The sequence below is a fragment of the Klebsiella sp. RCJ4 genome, from assembly GCF_009025755.1.
Lineage (GTDB): Bacteria > Pseudomonadota > Gammaproteobacteria > Enterobacterales > Enterobacteriaceae > Klebsiella > Klebsiella michiganensis.
In genome coordinates, this window is record NZ_WCIN01000003.1 from 1 (window position 1) to 21,046 (window position 21,046).

General features: G+C 53.9%; 23 protein-coding genes and 2 pseudogenes. 15 read left to right on the plus strand and 10 right to left on the minus strand.

What is annotated here, in order from left to right; translation table 11 throughout:
• Positions 1–63: 63 nt before the first annotated feature.
• From F8562_RS00865 to F8562_RS00880, 3 genes and pseudogenes are all read left to right on the plus strand, one after another.
• Positions 64–1,211, plus strand: a protein-coding gene (locus F8562_RS00865; RefSeq protein ID WP_094909581.1) for an IS3 family transposase whose coding sequence is annotated in 2 segments (ribosomal slippage) — positions 64–301 and positions 301–1,211 — 1,149 coding nt in all. Because the reading frame shifts where the segments join, the coding sequence is not laid out codon by codon here.
• Entirely contained in the window at positions 1,204–1,776 is a 573-nt protein-coding gene (locus F8562_RS29405) for a hypothetical protein (RefSeq protein ID WP_224376367.1), read from the plus strand. The genes F8562_RS00865 and F8562_RS29405 overlap by 8 nt, the downstream gene beginning before the upstream one ends.
• Positions 1,777–1,847: 71 nt before the next feature.
• Positions 1,848–1,964 (plus strand): annotated as a pseudogene (locus F8562_RS00880) (transcriptional regulator); the annotation flags it as partial.
• A gap of 67 nt (positions 1,965–2,031) precedes the next feature.
• Here F8562_RS00880 and F8562_RS00885 read toward each other — a convergent pair.
• The 5 genes from F8562_RS00885 to F8562_RS00905 are packed head-to-tail and all read right to left on the minus strand — an operon-like array spanning position 2,032 to position 6,019.
• Entirely contained in the window at positions 2,032–2,997 is a 966-nt protein-coding gene (locus F8562_RS00885) for a DMT family transporter (RefSeq protein WP_004206596.1), read from the minus strand.
• Positions 2,994–3,812, minus strand: coding sequence for an amino acid ABC transporter ATP-binding protein (locus tag F8562_RS00890; RefSeq protein WP_004206594.1), 819 nt, complete (start codon positions 3,810–3,812; stop codon positions 2,994–2,996). Before F8562_RS00890 ends, F8562_RS00885 begins: the two co-directional genes overlap by 4 nt.
• 4 nt (positions 3,813–3,816) lie before the next feature.
• Complete coding sequence (locus tag F8562_RS00895; protein WP_004206593.1) at positions 3,817–4,479, minus strand: amino acid ABC transporter permease; 663 nt, start codon at positions 4,477–4,479, stop codon at positions 3,817–3,819.
• Positions 4,476–5,147, minus strand: coding sequence for an amino acid ABC transporter permease (locus F8562_RS00900; RefSeq protein WP_004206592.1), 672 nt, complete (start codon positions 5,145–5,147; stop codon positions 4,476–4,478). Before F8562_RS00900 ends, F8562_RS00895 begins: the two co-directional genes overlap by 4 nt.
• 23 nt (positions 5,148–5,170) lie before the next feature.
• Positions 5,171–6,019 carry a transporter substrate-binding domain-containing protein gene (locus F8562_RS00905; protein ID WP_004206591.1) on the minus strand — a complete coding sequence of 283 codons (849 nt, stop codon included), beginning with the start codon at positions 6,017–6,019 and terminating at the stop codon, positions 5,171–5,173.
• Positions 6,020–6,174: 155 nt separating this feature from the next.
• Here F8562_RS00905 and F8562_RS00910 point away from each other — a divergent pair, with 155 nt between their 5' ends.
• The 11 genes and pseudogenes from F8562_RS00910 to F8562_RS00965 all read left to right on the plus strand — a co-directional run.
• Positions 6,175–7,128, plus strand: coding sequence for a LysR substrate-binding domain-containing protein (locus F8562_RS00910; RefSeq protein ID WP_004206590.1), 954 nt, complete (start codon positions 6,175–6,177; stop codon positions 7,126–7,128).
• 86 nt (positions 7,129–7,214) lie between these two features.
• Complete coding sequence (locus tag F8562_RS00915) at positions 7,215–8,432, plus strand: aminopeptidase P family protein (protein WP_004206589.1); 1,218 nt, start codon at positions 7,215–7,217, stop codon at positions 8,430–8,432.
• A gap of 633 nt (positions 8,433–9,065) precedes the next feature.
• The gene (gene fecI / locus F8562_RS00925) at positions 9,066–9,587 is read left to right on the plus strand and encodes an RNA polymerase sigma factor FecI (protein ID WP_004118235.1); all 522 of its coding nucleotides are present in this window, start codon (positions 9,066–9,068) and stop codon (positions 9,585–9,587) included.
• Complete coding sequence (fecR, locus tag F8562_RS00930; RefSeq protein WP_004118237.1) at positions 9,584–10,537, plus strand: ferric citrate uptake sigma factor regulator FecR; 954 nt, start codon at positions 9,584–9,586, stop codon at positions 10,535–10,537. Before fecI ends, fecR begins: the two co-directional genes overlap by 4 nt.
• A gap of 86 nt (positions 10,538–10,623) precedes the next feature.
• Complete coding sequence (gene fecA / locus F8562_RS00935) at positions 10,624–12,948, plus strand: TonB-dependent Fe(3+) dicitrate receptor FecA (protein WP_049593999.1); 2,325 nt, start codon at positions 10,624–10,626, stop codon at positions 12,946–12,948.
• Between the two features lie 44 nt (positions 12,949–12,992).
• Positions 12,993–13,895: a Fe(3+) dicitrate ABC transporter substrate-binding protein FecB gene (gene fecB / locus F8562_RS00940; RefSeq protein WP_004118241.1), complete on the plus strand. Its 903-nt coding sequence runs from the start codon at positions 12,993–12,995 to the stop codon at positions 13,893–13,895.
• The gene (gene fecC, locus F8562_RS00945; protein WP_049593998.1) at positions 13,892–14,890 is read left to right on the plus strand and encodes an iron-dicitrate ABC transporter permease FecC; all 999 of its coding nucleotides are present in this window, start codon (positions 13,892–13,894) and stop codon (positions 14,888–14,890) included. Before fecB ends, fecC begins: the two co-directional genes overlap by 4 nt.
• Positions 14,887–15,843, plus strand: a complete 957-nt coding sequence (gene fecD / locus F8562_RS00950; RefSeq protein WP_049593997.1) for a Fe(3+) dicitrate ABC transporter permease subunit FecD — start codon at positions 14,887–14,889, stop codon at positions 15,841–15,843. Before fecC ends, fecD begins: the two co-directional genes overlap by 4 nt.
• Positions 15,844–16,611, plus strand: a complete 768-nt coding sequence (fecE, locus tag F8562_RS00955; protein ID WP_004152282.1) for a Fe(3+) dicitrate ABC transporter ATP-binding protein FecE — start codon at positions 15,844–15,846, stop codon at positions 16,609–16,611. It begins immediately after the preceding gene.
• Positions 16,612–16,664: 53 nt separating this feature from the next.
• Complete coding sequence (gene tnpB, locus F8562_RS00960; protein ID WP_032414410.1) at positions 16,665–17,003, plus strand: IS66 family insertion sequence element accessory protein TnpB; 339 nt, start codon at positions 16,665–16,667, stop codon at positions 17,001–17,003.
• Positions 17,004–17,052: 49 nt separating this feature from the next.
• Positions 17,053–17,311, plus strand: a pseudogene (locus F8562_RS00965) (IS66 family transposase); the annotation flags it as partial.
• Positions 17,312–17,333: 22 nt separating this feature from the next.
• Here F8562_RS00965 and F8562_RS00970 read toward each other — a convergent pair.
• The 4 genes from F8562_RS00970 to F8562_RS00985 all read right to left on the minus strand — a co-directional run bounded on the left by F8562_RS00970 (position 17,334) and on the right by F8562_RS00985 (position 19,818).
• The gene (locus tag F8562_RS00970; protein ID WP_004118253.1) at positions 17,334–17,612 is read right to left on the minus strand and encodes an EAL domain-containing protein; all 279 of its coding nucleotides are present in this window, start codon (positions 17,610–17,612) and stop codon (positions 17,334–17,336) included.
• A 113-nt stretch (positions 17,613–17,725) separates the two neighbouring features.
• Positions 17,726–18,151 (minus strand): glutaredoxin-dependent arsenate reductase, encoded by a 426-nt coding sequence (gene arsC / locus F8562_RS00975; RefSeq protein WP_049593996.1) that lies wholly within the window; start codon positions 18,149–18,151, stop codon positions 17,726–17,728.
• A gap of 12 nt (positions 18,152–18,163) precedes the next feature.
• Positions 18,164–19,453: an arsenic transporter gene (locus F8562_RS00980; RefSeq protein WP_032409266.1), complete on the minus strand. Its 1,290-nt coding sequence runs from the start codon at positions 19,451–19,453 to the stop codon at positions 18,164–18,166.
• Between the two features lie 44 nt (positions 19,454–19,497).
• A complete protein-coding gene (locus tag F8562_RS00985) occupies positions 19,498–19,818 on the minus strand; it encodes a transcriptional regulator (protein WP_004206577.1) in 321 nt (106 codons plus the stop codon).
• An 85-nt stretch (positions 19,819–19,903) separates the two neighbouring features.
• Here F8562_RS00985 and arsH point away from each other — a divergent pair, with 85 nt between their 5' ends.
• Positions 19,904–20,602: an arsenical resistance protein ArsH gene (arsH, locus tag F8562_RS00990; protein ID WP_016151343.1), complete on the plus strand. Its 699-nt coding sequence runs from the start codon at positions 19,904–19,906 to the stop codon at positions 20,600–20,602.
• A 128-nt stretch (positions 20,603–20,730) separates the two neighbouring features.
• Here the strand turns inward: arsH and F8562_RS00995 are convergent, their stop codons facing one another.
• Positions 20,731–21,036 carry a PadR family transcriptional regulator gene (locus F8562_RS00995; protein WP_004206574.1) on the minus strand — a complete coding sequence of 102 codons (306 nt, stop codon included), beginning with the start codon at positions 21,034–21,036 and terminating at the stop codon, positions 20,731–20,733.
• Positions 21,037–21,046: the final 10 nt, after the last annotated feature.

A 21,046-nucleotide genomic window follows, 5' to 3' on the forward strand; every position in this document is an offset into this window, starting at 1 on the left:
TGAATCGCCACGGGTTTAACAGACACCCCAGAGTCATTTAAGATGACTTAAAGAGAGGTGCCCATGAGCGGTAAGCGTTATCCTGAAGAGTTTAAAATTGAAGCAGTCAAACAGGTTGTTGATCGTGGTCATTCTGTTTCCAGCGTTGCAACTCGTCTCGATATCACCACCCACAGCCTTTACGCCTGGATAAAGAAGTACGGTCCGGATTCTTCCACTAATAATGAACAGTCAGATGCTCAGGCCGAGATCCGCCGACTCCAGAAGGAGTTAAAGCGGGTTACTGACGAACGGGATATATTAAAAAAAGCCGCGGCGTACTTCGCAAAGCTGTCCGACTGAGGTACGCCTTTATCCGTGACAACAATCGTTGCTGGCCTGTCCGTCTGCTCTGCCAGGTGCTGGATGTGCATCCGAGTGGGTTTTACGCCTGGCTTAAGCAGCCACATTCACGACGGTTTCATGCTGACCTGAAGCTGACGGGACATATTAAGCAGTTCTGGCTGGAGTCGGGCTGTGTTTATGGCTATCGCAAGATCTATCTCGATCTGCGGGATTCCGGGCAACAATGCGGTGTAAACAAAGTCTGGCGGTTGATGCAACGTGTGGGGATAAAGGCTCAGGTCGGATACCGAAGTCCACGGGCGCGTAAAGGTGAAGCCAGTATTGTGACGCCCAACAAGCTCCAGCGGCAGTTCAACCCGGAAGCACCGGATGAACGTTGGGTTACGGACATAACCTACATCCGAACCCACGAAGGCTGGTTGTATCTGGCCGTGGTGGTTGACCTGTTCTCCCGAAAAGTTATCGGCTGGTCAATGCAACCCCGAATGACAAAAGAGATTGTCCTGAACGCATTACTTATGGCGGTGTGGAGGCGTAATCCTCAAAAGCAGGTACTGGTTCACTCTGATCAGGGCAGTCAGTACACGAGCCATGAGTGGCAGTCGTTCCTGAAATCACACGCTCTGGAAGGCAGCATGAGCCGTCGCGGAAACTGCCACGACAATGCGGTTGCGGAAAGCTTTTTCCAGCTACTGAAGCGCGAACGGATTAAGAAAAAGATCTACGGAACTAGAGACGAAGCCAGAAGCGATATTTTTGATTACATCGAAATGTTTTATAACAGTAAGCGTCGGCATGGTTCGAGCGAGCAGATGCCACCAGTTGAATATGAAAACCTATATTATCAACGACTCAGAAGTGTCTAGGTTATCCGTGGCGATTCAGTTCTGCGATGTCGCCGGTCGTGATGAACAGACGATTGAAGCCTTCTGGGCCAGTATCGCGCGTTTCTGGGGAGCCTGGTATCGTCGGCAGGATTATTATCAGCAGATCAACCAGCTGCGCGAAGTCATGGGCAAGGCGCCGGCGAATGGTCTCAGCGAGGCGCATGCGGTGGGCGTTTACAGCCGGGTCGCAGTGTTTCAGGATGAAAGCGGCCAGAAAGGACACAGTCAGGTGCTGCTGACCCTTCGCACAGAGAATACGCAGGCGCTGCCGGCAGGCGAGTTCGATCAGTTTGAGTTGCCGTTCTGTAATGGTCACATTCTGGTGCCTGATCCGGGCTATGGCGCCCCCGTTGTTTTTCTCAACAATGTACTCGGCCTGGGGTTCCGCTTCCGGGAAGGAACCTGCTCCATGCACTGCTACACTGTGGAGGACGCCCGGCTCGGGGCTACCCAGACACTGACGGAAGTGGCGGAAGCGCTCGTCAGTAATGTTGATGCTCCCCTGCGGGCCTACGCTGCAACCATCCCGGTAAATCAGAGGTAGTTTCTGTAAAGGCCACGACCGTGTGGTCTTTCACTGCATGTGCAGCAACTGGATACCGGGGCTGGCTGTGAATTTTCTTGACGGCTGAGGCGTTTGAGACACTGGTCCGGGAATTCACCACGAAATGTGAAGAGGGTTCTTTGGACGGGGCCCTGACCGGACTTCGCTGTCTGTACGGAGAGCGCTGAATGATTTGTTAAGTGAATTTGTGCAGTATACATTCTGTACATGTACGCGAATCTGATTAAGCCATCATCAGCTACCCTTGACTTCCGGACTATTACCTGCGTAGCCGCGACGGCTGAGCTGATGGTAATGTACCGTGACCAGAACCCCGCCCAGCAACAGTAAAATGGCGGCAGTTTCCTGCAGATCCGGAATGCGCTGTGAATAGATAAAACCATATAGCAGCGCGAAAAGGGTTTCAAAAACCACCATCTGCCCTGTCAGTGATACCGGAAGACGCCGGGAACAGAGATTCCACGCCAGATATCCCAGCCATGAGGAGACCACGGCTAACATCATGTTCGTTATCCAAAAGAGCGTTTGAGTGTGTTCCGGTAACGACAAGTCAACTGCAGAAAACCTGAATATACTGGCGACGAGCCACAGCAGTACCGAAATACATCCCGTACACAGGCCTATCAGGAGCGACCACTGGTTGCTGTTGTAAGGGAGGTTTTTCAGACAGCGGGAGTTCTCGACAGCGTAACGGCTCCAGCACAGTAATGCAGCGAAGGCACAAAGCATCCCCAGCATCTGCCGTTTTCCTTCTGTAACTTGGTGCGAGGATGTTTGTAGCGCATGCAGATTAATCAGCACCACTCCGGCAATGATAGCCGCCATCGGCAGCAATAATTGCCTGAAGGGCGGCGCATGCTGGTCCCTGCGACCAAGCACCGGAACCATCACCGGAATTAAACCTATCACTAACGATGTCGCGGCAATACCGACCTGCTTTACGGCCACCGCGACGAGCAGAAAATAGAGGACATTGCTCATCAGCGAAAGACGGATCAGCGTCAGCAGATCGCGATGATGCCAGACGCGGGCAATGTTGCGCCATTGAGGTATAAGTAATATTGCCGCCAGTATTCCATAGGTAGCAAAGCGACCGCAGGTTAACAGCAGTGGTGAGATCTCGGGTAGCAGTACCGGTGGCAGGAAGATGAATCCCCAGCATGCGCCAGCCAGGGCGCCAAATATAATCCCCAGCTTCATGCTGACTCCTGAAATGCCGTTTCAGGTAATCTCGTCCCCGACTGACGCTCACTCCACGACGACAAAAAATACTGCAGCCGCGGGCTTTTCGGCCGATGGAACAGTTGCGCCGGCGGTCCCTGCTCTTCAATGCAGCCATCGGCAAGAAACAGCACACGATCGGAGACTTTTGCGGCAAACCCCATCTCATGGGTCACAATCATCATGGTCATACCATCATCGGCAAGATTTCGGATGACCTTTAGCACCTCCCCGACCAGCTCCGGATCAAGCGCTGAAGTCGGTTCATCGAACAACATAATGGCGGGTTTCATGGTCAATGCCCGGGCGATGGCAACGCGCTGCTGCTGACCACCGGATAGCATCGCGGGCCAGCTATCGGCTTTGTCTGCCAGACCAACCCGCGCCAGCTGCTTTTTCGCTTCGGCGTAGGCTGCTTCACGGGAGACCTTTTTAACCCGTCGCAACGGCGTGGCTACGTTATCGAGTACCGTCATATGCGGCCACAGATTAAACTGCTGAAAGACCATACAGACGTCGCGTAATGCCTTACGGTTTTCCTTGTCGCTTAAACGCCGGCGTTTTTCGCCGCTGAGTGGTTCATAGCCGACGCACTCGCCATTCACCACAATGCTGCCGGAGCTGTAATCCTCCAAAAAGTTAATGCAGCGTAACAGCGTGGATTTACCCGACCCTGAGCCGCCAATCACGCAAATGACTTCTCCGGGAGTAATGCTGACATTGATGCCACGTAAAACATGGTTTTCGCCATAATATTTATTGAGGCTGTTAATCTCAATAGCATAATCACGCATACTATTAACCTCGGCTTAATTGAGAATAAGAATAATGACGCTCTATTTTATTACCCAAACGGGAGATACCGATCGCGATTCCCCAATAGACAATGGCCATTAAGGAGTAGATTTCAACCATCGCATAGGTCTGGTTGGCAATGGCCATGGCGGTATTGGTGAGTTCACCAACCGTAATAATCGACAGCACCGACGACTCTTTTACCAGAATAACGCTCTGACCAATCAGTGGCTGGATAATTCTCGCGAACATTTGCGGCCAGACAATGAAAGTAAATATTTGCCACGGACTTAAACCAAGGTCTGCCGCCGCTTCGCTTTGTCCGCCAGAGACAGCATTGCGACCTGCACGGAATATTTCCGAAAAATAAGCGGAACCATAACAGCCCAGGCACAGTACTCCGACCTGTTGGGCCTCGAGGTTAATACCAATATAGGGCCCACCATAAAAGACTAAAAATAGCTGTACCAGTAACGGCGTGCCGCGAAAAACATTAATCCATGTATGGTATATCACATTAAGTAGCGCTGGTTTTTGTCTTTCGAGGAGAAAAAAACACAGACCGATCGCCAGCCCCAGCAGGATACCGCCGAGGCTCATTTTTAGGGTCATTAAAATACCGGCGGCGATGGCATCTTTATAGGTAAAAAGTATCTCAACATTCATTTTGCTAATACCCTTTTAGCCGAAGATGAGCGGTTTTTCTCTAACCTGACGCCAGCGATACTCAGCCCCCATGAGGTCAGGAAATAAAGGAGCCCACATGCCGTATAAAACTCCAGCGGCCGATAGGTGGTTGAGGCCAACGTTTGCGTCACTCTCATCAACTCATGGACCGCCACCACCGAGACCAGTGCCGAATTTTTGATAATATCAATGGTTTCATTAATCAATGCCGGCATCATGGTACGCAACACCTGCGGCATCTGAATATAAAACAGGGTTTGCGCCGCTGAAAAGCCAAAATCTCGTGCTGCCTCCAGCTGGCCTTTGGGTAACATGTTAAAACCGGCCCGAAGAATCTCCCCCTGAAAGGCCGCGGTATTTAATGAGAGGGCAACAACCGCCGCCAGCAATGGCGAAAGCGTGATCCCCACGGCCGGCAAAGCATAAAATATTAATATCAACTGGACCAGTAACGGCGTGCCACGGTAAAAACTGACATAGATTTTGCAAAAACAGCGCACGAGACGCTGCGGAGAATTTAACCCCAGACAAATTAACCAACCGAGGATCAATCCTGTGAAAATTGCGCTCAGTGATACAGCCAGAGTACTGAGCACGCCGATTAATAGCTGAGGGAAATAGGGAAACACCACCGAAATATCAAACATATTGCCCTCCAGTATCCATCAAATTAGTTTGCCGGGGTTGGAACTTGCTCTGGAACGGCCATAGAAAAACCCAGCCATTTGGTTTGTAGCTGCGCCAGTTTTCCCGATTTATTCAACTGCACAATGCCGTCGCTGACAAATTTGACCAGTGAGGCGCTATCCGCATCTTTTCTTCCGGCCCATGCATACCAGGTGGCCGGGCCAAACGGCGGGCGTACAATTTCAAACGTATCACCACGTGTTTTCACCAACGGCGCGAGGTTCGGCAGCGATTGCACAACCGCGTCAACACGATGTGCCGCCAATGCCGCGTAAGCTTCGTTATAATCAATAAAGGCTTTTATTTCTTTAACGCCGTGACCGGTGGTGGGTTTAAGTACCGATGCTTCATACTCTTTTAGCACAGCAATCTGCGGCGCCCCGGCCTGACTGGCGACAATCATGCCCTGGAGATCTTTGGCGCTGTTAATACGGCTATCCCCTTTGCGTTTCAGAATGGCTACGCTGGCGTCAGAAAAGGGAGCGGTAAAGGCGAATTTAGCTTCTCGATCGCGGGTGATGGTTAAAGAGGTTGCCACAAAGTCGAATCGTTTGCTTTCCAGTCCGGGTAAAATCCCCTGAAATGGAATATCCAGCTGAACCACTTTCACCCCGGGTAATCCCTTCATGACTTCCGTGAGAATATCTTTTCCCAGACCGACTATTTTGCCATCTTCAAGCATTTCAAAAGGGGCATAGCGCGCTTCTGTGGCAATCACTATTTCTTTTTTTTGCTTAATATCATCCAGCAAATCAGCCTGGGCAGTGGGTATCATTAATGGTGAAAGTTGTATGACAGACATTGACAGTAACAGCCACAGTTTATTTTTCATGAGATTTCTCCGCGAATTTGAATGACGCTGATAATATTTATTCATTCTCTTAGCGGCGACAAACGGTGGTTTCTAACTGATAACTATTAGCACGGCTAATGGTGCCTTTGGCATGAATAGTGCTTATTGCAGGTTATTTAGCAACAGAGAAACCGATGATGCAACCTAAACCAGGTTTGCCGTCCCTGGACGGTTTGCGCTACTTTGATGCCGCGGCGCGTAATCTTAGTTTTACCCGTGCCGCGCAGGAACTTTTTCTTACTCAGAGTGCGGTAAGCCAGAAAATTCAATTACTTGAACAACATCTTGGCTATCTTGTCTTTCACCGGACTCCCGCAGGGTTACGCTTAACCCCGCAGGGTGAACAGCTGTTTATCGGGGTGCGTCAGGCATTTTCCATCCTTGAAACCACGCTGCACCAAACCGGTGAAGAAACTCTTGAGGGCACCATAAAGATTCGGGTTATGCCGTCCTTTGCAACCAAATGGCTGCTTCCCCGATTACATCAGTTTTATGAGCACTACCCTGTCAGTCTGGAAATTGATGCCGATATGACACCCGCCAATTTTAAATCTGACGCAGTCGATATCGCCATTACTCCTTTTTGGGTTGACGATAAAAATTTAATTCAACGACACCTGTTCAATGATGTGATCTATCCTGTGATCAGCCCGGATTTGATGAAAAACCGACCTCTGAAAAATTACAGCGATCTCTGCGGTTTACGCTTACTACATGATTCCATGCCGCAAAATGCCTATAGCACCCACTGGCGATCTTATTTTGCCCGCCTCGGGCTCTATGACCTGGATGTTGAGGCTGGAACCGGCTTTTCCCGTGCCGACCTCGTGCTCCAGGCCGCCTGCGCCGGACAAGGGATCGCCTTAAGTCGTCACTCTTTGTGTGCAACGGAGGTTCGCAATGGCGCACTGATACGCCCTTTTACAGATATCGTCGAAGACGGACAGGTGTGGTTAACCTGTCCGCGTAATAATGAGAAACGGCCACGCGTTCAGGCGTTGATCAACTGGCTGACGGAGGAAACCGCGCGTCATATTGCAGAACGCAAGCAAATCCTCAGTGAATATACACTGCATAAGGCCAGCTAATGACGACAAATTAATAATCTCCGTTTGTCGCAAGATATCGTTTTCCAGATGATGACAACACGCCATTATCAACAACGGAGTTTATCATGAGCATGCCAGATATTATTGAATTAGCTAATGGACAAAAAGTAAAAGGAACGTTCAGCACCCATGAAATGCAGCGCCGACTGTCAGGATTACGCGCCATCATGGAGGCAGATAGCATTGATGCAGTTATTTTAACCTCGGTTCATAATATTAATTATTACGGCGATTTTTTATATTGTAGCTTTGGACGCCAGTATGCCCTGGTGGTGACGCCGAGCCAGTCATTTTTAATTACCACCAATATCGATGGCGGCCAGGGATGGCGTCGTAGCTACGGTGCAAATATCGTTTACACGGACTGGCAGCGTGATAACTATTACCGGGCAGTGCGCAAAGTGGTTCCTGATGATAGCCGGCGGATTGCCCTTGAAGGCGACCATGTGACGATCGAACAGCGTGCTAAATTTTGTCATTACTTAACCCAGACAGAGTTTGTTGATATTGCCCCGGCGACGATGCGTATGCGCATGATTAAGTCTGCCGAAGAGATCGCGCTTATTAAATTTGGTGCCCAGGTCGCCGACCTCGGGGGTGCGGCATGTATCGAGGCGATTGCCGAAAATGTTCCCGAGTATGAAATCGCACTGGCGGCCACGTCAGCGATGACCCGGGAAATCGCGAAACGCCTGCCGCATGTTGAATTGCGTGATACCTGGACGTGGTTTCAGTCTGGCTTGAATACTGATGGAGCACACCATCCGGTGACATCCCGTCGTCTCAAGGCAGGCGATATTTTATCGCTGAACTGTTTTCCAATGATTGCCGGCTACTATACCGCGCTGGAACGAACACTGTTCTTCGGTCAGCCCAGCGATGAGCAACTACGTTGCTGGGAGATCAACTGCGAAGTGCACCGCCGTGGGCAGGAGTTAATCCGTCCAGGCACACGTTGTTGCGACATTGCCGCCTCGCTTAATGAAATTTATCGCGAGCATGGTCTTCTGCAGTACCGGACCTTTGGTTATGGTCATTCGTTCGGCGTACTGAGTCACTATTATGGTCGTGAAGCCGGTTTAGAATTGCGCGAGGATATTGAGACCGTTTTGGCACCAGGAATGGTTGTCTCGATGGAGCCGATGATCATGCTGCCGGAGAGCATGCCGGGGCACGGTGGTTACCGCGAACACGATATCCTGGTCGTAACCGAAATGGCAGCAGAGAACATAACTCATTTCCCCTATGGTCCTGAGCATAATATTATTGCAGCTAATATATAAGCATGCCGAATGACTCCTGTGCTGCGCCTTGATAAGAAAATAATGAGCAGCAGATGGCATCGCACCGTCTCTGTTCGGCTGCATCCGGCTGGCAGACCGTGCCGGAGCATCACGCCCCGCTCTGGCAGCAGGTCAGTCAGGTGGAACCCGAAATCTGATTTATTCAACAAAGCCGCACCAAATCATCACTCGAAGATATTCAGGCATGGTACATCCGCGGCAAGCCCCTAATTTGTACTGAGGGGCAAAGTGAAAAAAGTTACTTTTTGTTGAAACGACAGTTAGCAATAACCCCCGCTTGCGGGGGCCATACCCACCAGGAGCAAACGCAGAAAGCCCGAGATACTTCTGCTGTACCGGGGGCTGGCGACATTTCAGGCAACACTCATAGTTGACATCCTCCCCGCCCTAAAGGGCGGGGAGGATGTCAATAATAGCAGACCACATCATGATGTCATTCTGACCGACAGATGCCAGAAGCATAGGATCCATCCCATTTTATACCTACCTTATAACACTTAGAAAAACAACATTTTAAAAATGTTTATTGGAAACAATTTTATTTCCAATTGTAATGATAACCATTCTCATATTAATATGGCTACGTGATAATTAACTTTTGATGCACTCCGCATGTCTGACCGTGCCACTACCACAGCTTCCTTAACGTTCGAGTCGCTTTATGGCACCCATCACGGCTGGTTGAAAAGTTGGCTGACGCGCAAACTCCAGTCTGCCTTTGATGCAGATGACATTGCCCAGGACACTTTTTTGCGGGTAATGAGCAGCGAAACGCTCTCGACGATCCGCGATCCTCGCTCTTTCCTGTGCACTATCGCCAAACGCGTGATGGTGGACCTGTTTCGCCGAAACGCGCTGGAAAAAGCGTATCTGGAGATGCTGGCGCTTATGCCGGAGGGGGTAGCGCCTTCACCTGAGGAACGCGAAAGCCAGCTCGAGACCCTACAACTCGTCGACAGCATGCTGGACGGGCTAAACGGAAAAACACGTGAAGCGTTTCTGCTTTCGCAACTGGATGGCCTGACATACAGCGAGATTGCGCACAAACTCGGTGTTTCCGTCAGCTCCGTGAAAAAATACGTGGCGAAAGCCGTCGAGCACTGCCTGCTGTTTCGTCTGGAGCATGGGTTATGAATCCTTCGTTAACCGATTCCCGCCGTCAGGCGCTGCGTTCAGCTTCCCACTGGTATGCCGTGCTAAGCGGCGAGCGCGTCAGCCCACAACAGGAAGCGCGCTGGCAACAGTGGTATGAACAGGATCAGGATAACCAGTGGGCCTGGCAGCAGGTTGAAAACCTGCGCAACCAGCTTGGCGGTGTGCCTGGCGACGTTGCCAGCCGGGCGCTGCACGATACCCGCCTCACCCGCCGTCACGTGATGAAAGGATTACTGCTGTTGCTCGGCGCTGGCGGAGGCTGGCAACTCTGGCAGTCGGAAACCGGCGAAGGTCTGCGGGCAGATTACCGCACCGCCAAAGGCGCAGTCAGCCGTCAGCAACTGGAAGATGGCTCCCTGCTCACGCTGAATACCCAAAGCGCGGCGGATGTGCGTTTTGATGCGCATCAGCGCACCGTCCGGCTCTGGTACGGTGAAATCGCCATTACTACCGCGAAAGATGCGCAGCAACGCCCCTTCCGCGTCCTGACCCGTCAGGGCCAACTCACCGCTTTAGGGACAGAATTTACCGTCCGCCAGCAGGATAATTTCACGCAGCTTGACGTGCAGCAGCACGCCGTGGAAGTGCTTCTCGCCAGTGCCCCCGCGCAAAAACGCATCGTGAACGCTGGTGAAAGCCTGCAGTTCAGCGCCTCTGAGTTTGGCGCAGTGAAACCGCTGGATGACGAGAGTACAAGCTGGACGAAGGGCATCCTGAGCTTCAGCGATAAACCGCTGGGTGAGGTGATAGCCACGCTAAGCCGTTACCGCAACGGCGTGCTGCGCTGCGATCCCGCCGTTGCCGGGCTGCGCCTGAGCGGGACGTTCCCGCTGAAAAATACCGATGCGATCCTGAACGTTATCGCTCAAACGCTTCCCGTTAAAATTCAGTCTATTACGCGGTACTGGATAAACATTTCACCGCTGTAAGAAAAATAATTCTCATTTCGATTGTCCTTTTTACCCTTCTCGTTCGACTCATAGCTGAACACAACAAAAATGATGATGGAGAAGGTATGACGCCGTTACGCGTTTTTCGTAAAACAACACCTTTGGTTAACGCCATTCGCCTGAGCCTGCTGCCGCTGGCCGGTCTCTCGTTTTCCGCTTTTGCTGCACAGGTTGATATCACACCGGGATCGCTCGACAAAGCGCTCAATCAGTATGCCGCACACAGCGGAATTACCCTCTCGGTTGACGCCAGCCTGACGCGCGGCAAGCAGAGCAACGGCCTGCACGGAGATTACGACGTCGAGAGCGGCCTGCAACAGCTGCTGGACGGCAGCGGACTGCAGGTAAAACCGCTGGGAAATAACAGCTGGACGCTGGAGACCGCGCCCGCGCCAAAAGAAGATGCCCTGACCGTGGTCGGCGACTGGCTGGGCGATGCGCGTGAAAACGACGTATTTGAACATGCTGGCGCGCGTGACGTGATCCGCCGTGAGGATTTCGCCAAAACCGGCGCAACCACCATGCGTGAGGTGCTTAACCGCATCCCTGGCGTCAGCGCGCCGGAAAACAACGGCACCGGCAGCCACGACCTGGCGATGAACTTTGGCATCCGGGGCCTGAACCCACGCCTCGCCAGCCGCTCGACCGTCCTGATGGACGGCATCCCCGTCCCCTTTGCCCCTTACGGTCAGCCGCAGCTTTCCCTGGCTCCCGTTTCGCTCGGCAACATGGATGCCATTGACGTGGTGCGCGGTGGTGGTGCGGTGCGTTACGGACCGCAGAGCGTGGGCGGCGTGGTGAACTTTGTTACCCGCGCCATTCCGCAGGACTTTGGTATCGAGGCGGGGGTGGAAGGTCAGCTCAGCCCAACCTCTTCACAAAACAACCCGAAAGAGACCCACAACCTGATGGTGGGCGGCACAGCGGACAACGGTTTTGGCACCGCGCTGCTCTACTCCGGCACGCGCGGCAGTGACTGGCGCGAGCACAGCGCCACCCGCATCGACGACCTGATGCTGAAAAGCAAATATGCGCCGAATGAGGTGCACACCTTCAACAGCCTGCTGCAATATTACGATGGTGAAGCCGACATGCCCGGCGGCCTGTCCCGCGCGGATTACGACGCCGATCGCTGGCAATCCACCCGCCCGTATGACCGCTTCTGGGGCCGTCGCAAGCTGGCGAGCCTGGGCTACCAGTTCCAGCCGGACAGCCAGCATAAATTCAACATTCAGGGGTTCTACACCCAAACCCTGCGCAGCGGCTACCTGGAGCAAGGCAAACGCATCACCCTCTCGCCGCGTAACTACTGGGTGCGCGGTATTGAGCCACGCTACAGCCAGAGCTTTATGATCGGCCCTTCCGCGCACGAAGTGGGCGTGGGCTATCGCTATGTGAATGAATCAACGCATGAAATGCGTTACTACACCGCCACCAGCAGCGGGCAGTTGCCGTCCGGCTCAAGCCCTTACGACCGCGACACGCGTTCCGGCACCGAGGCGCACGCCTGGTATCTGGATGACAAAATCGACATCGGCAACTGGACCATCACGCCGGGTATGCGTTTCGAACATATCGAGTCATACCAGAACAACGCCATCAAAGGCACGCACGAAGAGGTGAGCTATAACGCACCGCTTCCGGCGTTGAACGTGCTCTATCACCTGACTGATAGCTGGAATCTTTATGCAAACACTGAAGGCTCGTTCGGCACCGTACAGTACAGCCAGATTGGCAAGGCTGTGCAAAGCGGCAATGTGGAACCGGAAAAAGCGCGAACCTGGGAACTCGGTACCCGCTACGACGACGGCGCGCTGACGGCGGAAACGGGGCTGTTCCTAATTAACTTTAACAATCAGTACGACTCCAACCAGACCAACGACACCGTCACTGCACGTGGCAAAACGCGCCATACCGGGCTGGAAACGCAGGCACGTTACGACCTGGGTACGCTAACGCCAACGCTTGATAACGTTTCCGTCTACGCCAGCTATGCGTATGTGAACGCGGAAATCCGCGAGAAAGGCGACACCTATGGCATTCAGGTGCCATTCTCCCCGAAACATAAAGGCACGCTGGGCGTGGACTACAAGCCGGGCAACTGGACGTTCAATCTGAACAGCGATTTCCAGTCCAGCCAGTTTGCGGATAACGCCAATACGGTGAAAGAGAGCGCCGACGGCAGTACCGGCCGCATTCCCGGCTTCATGCTCTGGGGCGCACGCGTGGCGTATGACTTTGGCCCGCAGATGGCAGATCTGAACCTGGCGTTCGGTGTGAAAAACATCTTCGACCAGGACTACTTCATCCGCTCTTATGACGACAACAACAAAGGCATCTACGCAGGCCAGCCGCGCACGCTGTATATGCAGGGGTCGTTGAAGTTCTGATGTGTTAACGCCCGGCTTGCCGGGCTTTTAGCTGGAATGTGACTATGTTGGCATTTATCCGTTTTCTTTTTGCAGGCCTGCTGCTGGTGATCGGCCACGCCTTTGCCGCCACGGTTCAGGACGAACACGGCACGTTTACACTCGATAAAACGCCACAACGGATTGTGGTGCTGGAACTCTCGTTCGCCGATGCGCTGGCCGCCGTGGACGTCAGCCCGATCGGTATTGCCGACGATAACGATGCAAAACGCATCCTGCCCGAAGTGCGTGCGCACCTGAAACCGTGGCAGTCCGTCGGAACGCGCGCGCAGCCGAGCCTGGAAGCCATTGCTGCCCTGAAACCAGACCTGATCATTGCCGACAGCAGTCGCCATGCGGGGATTTACACCGCCTTGCAGCAAATCGCGCCGGTACTGCTGCTTAAGTCCCGCAACGAAACCTACGCTGAAAATTTGCACTCAGCGGCTATCATCGGCGAAGTGGTAGGTAAAAAACGAGAGATGCAGGCGCGTCTGGAACAACATAAAGAGAAGATGGCGCAGTGGGCCAGCCAGCTTCCCACAGGGACACGCGTGGCCTTTGGCACATCACGCGAACAGCTATTCAACCTGCATACCCAGGAGACCTGGACCGGCAGCGTGCTGGCTTCTCTGGGGCTGAACGTTCCCGCTGCGATGGCGGGCGCGTCCATGCCGTCCATCGGCCTGGAGCAACTGCTGGCGGTCAATCCTGCCTGGCTGCTGGTTGCCCACTATCGCGAAGAGAGCATTGTTAAACGCTGGCAACAAGATCCGCTCTGGCAGATATTAACCGCCGCGCAGAAGCAGCAGGTTGCTTCAGTCGACAGTAACGCCTGGGCGCGGATGCGCGGTATTTTTGCCGCAGAGCGTATTGCCGCTGACACGGTAAAAATCTTCCACCATCAGCCGCTTACCGATGTGAAATGACCGCGCTAAAACACCCGGTGCTGCTGTGGGGGCTTCCCGTTGCAGTACTTATTATTATTTTCTGGCTGAGTCTGTTTTGCTACTCGGCCATTCCTGTTTCCGGAGCAGACGCAATCCGCGCCCTGCTGCCTGGACACACGCCAACGCTACCAGAAGCGCTGGTGCAAAACCTTCGTTTGCCGCGAAGCCTGGTCGCCGTTCTGATCGGCGCAAGCCTGGCGCTCGCGGGCACGCTGCTGCAAACCCTGACCCACAACCCAATGGCCTCTCCTTCACTGCTCGGCATTAACAGCGGCGCGGCGCTGGCTATGGCGCTTACCAGCGCGCTGAGTCCGACGCCGGTTGCAGGCTATTCCCTGTCGTTCATCGCGGCATGCGGGGGCGGCGTGAGCTGGCTGCTGGTCATGACCGCAGGAGGCGGGTTTCGTCATACCCAGGACAGAAACAAACTGATCCTCGCGGGTATCGCGCTGTCGGCCTTTTGTATGGCCCTGACCCGCATCACCCTACTGCTGGCCGAAGATCATGCTTACGGCATCTTTTACTGGCTGGCAGGCGGAGTGTCCCACGCCCACTGGCAGGATGTCTGGCAGCTCTTGCCGGTGGTGGTCACTGCAGTCCCTGCCGTGTTGCTGCTGGCGAATCAACTGAACCTGCTCAACGTCAGCGACAGTACCGCCCATACGCTGGGAGTGAACCTGCCGAGACTACGTTTGATCATCAATATGTTAGTGCTGCTTCTGGTTGGCGCGTGCGTCAGTGTGGCAGGTCCGGTGGCGTTTATCGGCCTGCTGGTGCCACATCTGGCGCGCTTCTGGGCAGGCTTCGATCAGCGCAACGTACTGCCGGTGAGCATGCTGCTGGGGGCCACGCTGATGCTGATGGCAGATGTACTCGCACGCGCGCTGGCCTTCCCCGGCGATCTGCCCGCAGGCGCAGTGCTGGCGCTGATTGGCAGTCCTTGCTTTGTCTGGCTGGTGAGGAGGCGAGGATGAAAATTGCGCTGGTCATTTTCATCACCCTTGCCCTGGCAGGCTGTGCGCTGTTATCACTCCATATGGGGGTGATCCCCGTGCCGTGGCGCGCGCTGCTGACCGACTGGCAGGACGGACGCGAGCATTATTATGTATTGATGGAGTACCGACTGCCGCGCTTGCTGCTGGCACTGTTTGTCGGTGCAGCCCTCGCCGTGGCGGGCGTGCTGGTACAGGGGATTGTGCGTAACCCGCTAGCATCACCGGATATTCTCGGCATTAACCATGCCGCCAGCCTTGCCTCTGTGGGAGCACTGCTTCTTATGCCATCACTATCCGTGATGGTGTTGCCGCTGCTGGCCTTTGCGGGCGGTATGGCGGGGTTGATCTTGCTGAAGATGCTGGCAAAGACCCACCAGCCGATGAAGCTGGCGCTCACCGGCGTGGCGCTTTCCGCCTGCTGGGCGAGCCTGACGGATTACCTGATGCTCCTGCACCCGCAGGATGTAAACAGTGCCCTGCTGTGGCTGACGGGTAGCTTATGGGGGCGCGACTGGCACTTTGTGAAGATTGCCGTGCCGTTGCTCATTCTGTTTTTGCCGCTGAGCCTGCGCTTTTGTCGCGATCTCGACCTGCTGGCGCTGGGCGATGCACGAGCAGCCACGCTCGGCGTGTCGGTTCAGCGCACCCGGTTCCAGGGGCTGATGCTGGCTGTCGCGATGACAGCAACCGGCGTGGCCGTCTGTGGCCCGATAAGTTTTATTGGTCTCGTCGTGCCGCACATGGTGCGCAGGATCGCCGGCGGGCGTCACCGCTGGCTGATGCCCGTTTCGGCCCTGACGGGCGCGTTGTTGCTGGTCATTGCCGATCTGCTGGCACGAATCATTCATCCGCCGCTGGAGCTTCCGGCAGGCGTGCTGACCGCCATTATCGGCGCACCGTGGTTTGTCTGGCTGCTTGTGAAAATGCGATAAATGAGATTACGTACTGAAAATCTGACCGTCAGCTATGGCGCACAAACCGTGCTGGATGGACTTTCTCTCGCCCTGCCTGCTGGAAAAATCACGGCCCTGCTCGGCCCTAACGGTTGCGGGAAATCGACGCTGTTGAACTGTTTTTCTCGCCTGTTAACACCAGACTCTGGCGAGATATTGCTTGATGAAAAACCCATAGCCGGTTTTTCCGCCCGCCAGCTGGCTCGCCGCCTGGCTTTACTGCCGCAACACCATTTATCCCCCGAGGGGATCACTGTACGGGAACTGGTTTCCTACGGCCGCAGCCCGTGGCTGTCGTTGTGGGGGCGACTCTCCGCGGAAGACAACGAGCGGGTCAACGTGGCAATGAGTCAGACCCGGACGCGCAATCTGGCTGACCGCAGGTTAACCCAGCTTTCCGGCGGCCAGCGCCAGCGTGCGTTTCTGGCGATGGTGCTGGCACAGGATACCCCACTCATTCTTCTTGATGAGCCTACGACCTACCTCGATATCAATCATCAGGTTGAACTGATGCGCCTGATGGTTGAACTCAAAAGGCAGGGGAAAACCGTAGTGACGGTACTCCACGATCTGAATCAGGCCAGCCGCTATTGCGATCATCTGGTGGTACTGGCAAGCGGTCGCGTGATGGCGCAAGGTGCTCCGGAAGCAGTGATGAAACCAGAGCTTCTAAAGACGGTGTTCAGCGTAGAAGCGGAAATCCATCCCGAACCGGTATCTGGCAGACCCATGTGTGTGGTGAAGTAGTCTGGCGAAGTCATAAGGATCATCACAGGACAGATAAAGGAAGTGATAACCACCTGCCAACAGGCACCAAAATCTGGCTGGTTGCCGGTATCACCGACATGCGCAACGGCTTCAATGGTCTCGCCGCAAAGGTGCAGACGATGCTGAAAGATGACCCGATGTCCGGCCATGTCTTCATCTTCCGGGGCCGCAGCGGCAGTAAGGTCAAACTGCTGTGGTCCACCGGCGACGGGCTGTGCCTGCTGACCAACCGGCTGGAACGCGGCCGCTTCGCCTGGCCCTCTGCCCGCGATGGCAAAGTGTTCCTGACCCCGGCGCAGCTGGCAATGCTTCTGGAAGGCATCGACTGGCGGCAGCCTAAAAGACTGCTTACGTCCCTGACCATGTTGTAGGCCTCTTTATCCTGGTTGTCGTTGAATAAGCCTGGTAAAATGCGGGCTTATGAACAACACCTCCCCCTGACGACATCCTTCTGCTGAAACAGCGCCTGTCCGAACAGGAAGCGCTGAACCGCGCCCTGCTGGAAAAGCAGGCCGACCGGGAGCGCGAAATAGACCATCTGCAGGCGCAGCTGGATAAGCTTCGCCGGATGAACTTCGGCAGTCGTTCTGAATAAATCTCCCGCCGCATCGCGCAGATAGAAGCCGACCTGAACCGGCTTCAGACAGAAAGCGATACGCTGACGGGTCAGGTTGCCGATACGGGCCGGGCCCCGTATCGTTTTAACCCTGAATATTCATCGCAGATATTGTTTCGGGTTTTCCGGTATACCAGCCCTGAACTAGGTAACCGAGGCCAAGAGAACGGACGAATTCAAACTGTCCTGGCGTTTCCACCCCTACAAACACCAGTGGTTTGCCAGTACCACGTAACCCTTTCACCACAGAAACAAGTAGCGCTCGCTTCACCGGGTCATCAATATTGGCAATAAAAATACGGTCTATTTTTATCTCATCGAAATCCAGTACCGTCAGCCATTCAATATGGGGGCCGCTTGGCAAACGGAAAATATCCTACGTTAAGCCTGTTTCTTTAGCTGGCATTACAAAAAGCGAGCGTCTGCATGGTACAGACAGACACCCGAATACGATAAAAATGAGACGAAAAAAACAGGTTACTTAACCCGCTTCCCCGTTTCGTCAATGACCTTTTCGCCGTCCTCTTTGGTAAACGCTCCTTTCTGACCTTCAGGTAGAATATCCAGCACTATTTCTGAAGGGCGGCAAAGACGAGTGCCAAGCGGCGTAACGACTACCGGCCGATTAATCAGGATCGGATGTTGAAGCATAAAATCAATCAACTGCTCATCACTGAATTTCTCTTCATCAAGGCCCAGGTGTTCATAAGGCTCAACATTCTTACGCAGCAATGCACGCACCGTAATTCCCATATCTGAAATAAGTTTAATCAGCTTATCACGGGTCGGTGGCGTATCGAGATAATAAATAATGGTCGGTTCGTTACCGCTGTTACGGATCATCTCCAGCGTGTTGCGTGAAGTGCCGCAGGCCGGGTTGTGATAGATGGTAATGTTGCTCATATCTTTATCTCATTACAAAGTGATGGAAAGCCGCAACGCCAGCGCGGCCAGAGTGACAAACAGCACGGGCAGAGTCATGATAATGCCCGTGCGGAAGTAATAACCCCAGGTGATCGTTATATTTTTCTGGGCAAGCACATGCAGCCAAAGCAGGGTTGCCAGACTGCCAATCGGGGTGATTTTCGGGCCTAAATCGCAGCCAATCACGTTGGCATAAATCATTGCCTCTTTGACGACGCCAGTCGCCGTACTCCCGTCAATCGACAGCGCGCCAATCAGCACCGTCGGCATATTGTTCATCACCGACGACAGGAACGCGGTCAGGAAGCCGGTGCCGAACGTTGCTGCCCATAACCCCTTTTCTGCCAGCAGGTTCAGTACACCAGACAGATACTCCGTGAGCCCGGCATTGCGCAGGCCATAGACCACCAGGTACATGCCCAGCGAAAAAATCACGATCTGCCATGGCGCACTGCGCAGGACTTTCCCTGTGTTGATGCCATGACCTCTTTTCGCCACGATAAACAGTACTGCTGCGCCAGCAGCTGCTATCGCGCTGACAGGGATCCCCAGCGGCTCCAGAACGAAGAAACCGACAAGCAGCAATAACAGGACAATCCAGCCCGCCCTGAACGTTGCCGCATCCTTTATCACACTGGCAGGCGTCTTCAGCAGCGAAACGTCATACGTTGCCGGAATATCCCTGCGGAAGAAGAGATGCAGCATGATCAGCGTGGCCGCAATCGCTGCCGCATCCACGGGGATCATAACGGAGGCGTACTGCGTAAAGCCCAGATCGAAGAAGTCCGCCGAGACGATATTCACCAGGTTAGAAACAATGAGTGGCAGGCTGGCCGTATCTGCAATAAATCCTGCAGCCATGACAAAGGCCAGTGTCGTGCCCTGGCTGAACCCCAGTGCGAGCAGCATCGCAATCACAATCGGCGTCAGGATCAGCGCGGCGCCATCATTGGCGAACAAAGCAGCAACAGCGGCACCGAGCAAGACTATCCAGGTGAACAGCAGGCGGCCACGTCCGTTACCCCAGCGGGAGACGTGCAGTGCGGCCCATTCAAAGAAGCCGGACTCATCGAGCAGCAGGCTGATGATGATGACCGCAATAAATGCCGCTGTCGCGTTCCAGACGATATTCCAGACAACGGGAATATCAGCGATATGGATGACACCGGTTCCCAGCGCCAGCACAGCCCCGATACTCGCGCTCCAACCAATACTCAGGCCTCTGGGTTGCCAGATCACCAGTACCAGCGTCAGTAAAAATATACTCCCTGCCAAAAGCATCTCAGACCCCATCATATATGATTTTGTAAATATGTTTTCCTGCCTCAGCAGGAGGTGCAGGCTGATTTGTCCAGCCATTCACGTACATCCTCGCGCAGACACTGCCAGGTCGTCGTGATTGTCTCTGCTGCCCACGCCGGAATATGGGGTGACAGACGATAGTGGATCCATTTGCCTTCCCGACGGTCAAGAACCAGATCAGCCTCGCGAAGGATAGCCATATGTCGCGAAATTTTGGGCTGCGATTCGGAGGTGGCAACGCAGATATCGCAGACGCACAATTCTCCGGACTCACGGAGAAGCATGACGATGGCTAGCCGTGTTTCATCCGACAGGATTTTGAAAAGCTGAACAGGTTGTAGCATTTTTCACTCCGTTCCCTTTAGAATACACATATGTTAGATCATATATATTAACTTTAAAATCACCTGTTCTCTCCGGAGGAGAAAAATGGAACAATTTCCAGCCCTGAATACTGACTGTTTTGATCAACATATTGCCGAACGTCTGCACCTGCAGGAGCCCCCACGGATTCTGATCCTGTATGGCTCAGTAAGGGAGCGCTCCTACAGTCGCTTTGCCGCGGAGGAAGCAGGTCGCCTGCTGACGGCGATGGGCGCGGAGGTGAAATTCTTTAACCCCTCCGGTTTACCCCTGCCGGATGATGCCCCGGATACGCACCCTAAAGTCTCCGAGCTACGCGGGCTGGTCAGATGGTGTGACGGGATGGTGTGGAGCTCGCCGGAACGGCACGGGGCTATGAGCGCGGTGATGAAGGCGCAGATCGACTGGATACCGTTGAGTGAAGGCGCGGTTCGTCCTTCGCAGGGCAAGACACTTGCAGTGATGCAGGTTTGCGGCGGTTCGCAGTCCTTCAATGCCGTGAACCAGATGCGCATTCTGGGCCGCTGGATGCGGATGTTCACAATTCCCAACCAGTCCTCGGTGGCGAAAGCCTGGCAGGAATTTGATGAGAACGGAAGGATGAAGCCGTCCTCATGGTACGACCGTATCGTAGATGTCGCAGAGGAGTTGTTTAAAATTACGTTGCTGCTCAGGGGACAAACCAGCTACCTTGCAGATCGCTACAGCGAACGAAAAGAGAGTCATCAGGAACTTTCGTACCGCGTCAATCAGGAAAAAATATAACGCCTTCTGATCGTATAAATACACACCATGAGCGTTTTCACAAAGTCTCCTTCTGCCAGGCAGCGGATAATCTTACATGTGTCTGTCGTTTTCAGAAGACGGCAGACCGGACTAAAACCATAGGCATATCATTTGCCTTCAACAAGTTCACCGAACAGCTCTTTCACCCTGTTTCTGGCGTCCGTTAGCGCTATGTGCCCTTGTCCGGTGATTTCATATACTCGCCGACTTCGTCGACCGGCCTGAACATGTCGTGAGGTGAGATACCCCTTCTTTTCCATACCGTGCAGCATCGGATACAGGGTACCCGGGCTGAGTTGATAACCGTGGTGTCGCAATTCCTCAATGATGCCCAGACCAAAGACGGGTTCTTTGGCTGCATGATGCAGGATGTGCAAACGGATCATCCCGCCGTAAAGATCTTTGTCGGTCACGCCCGGAACC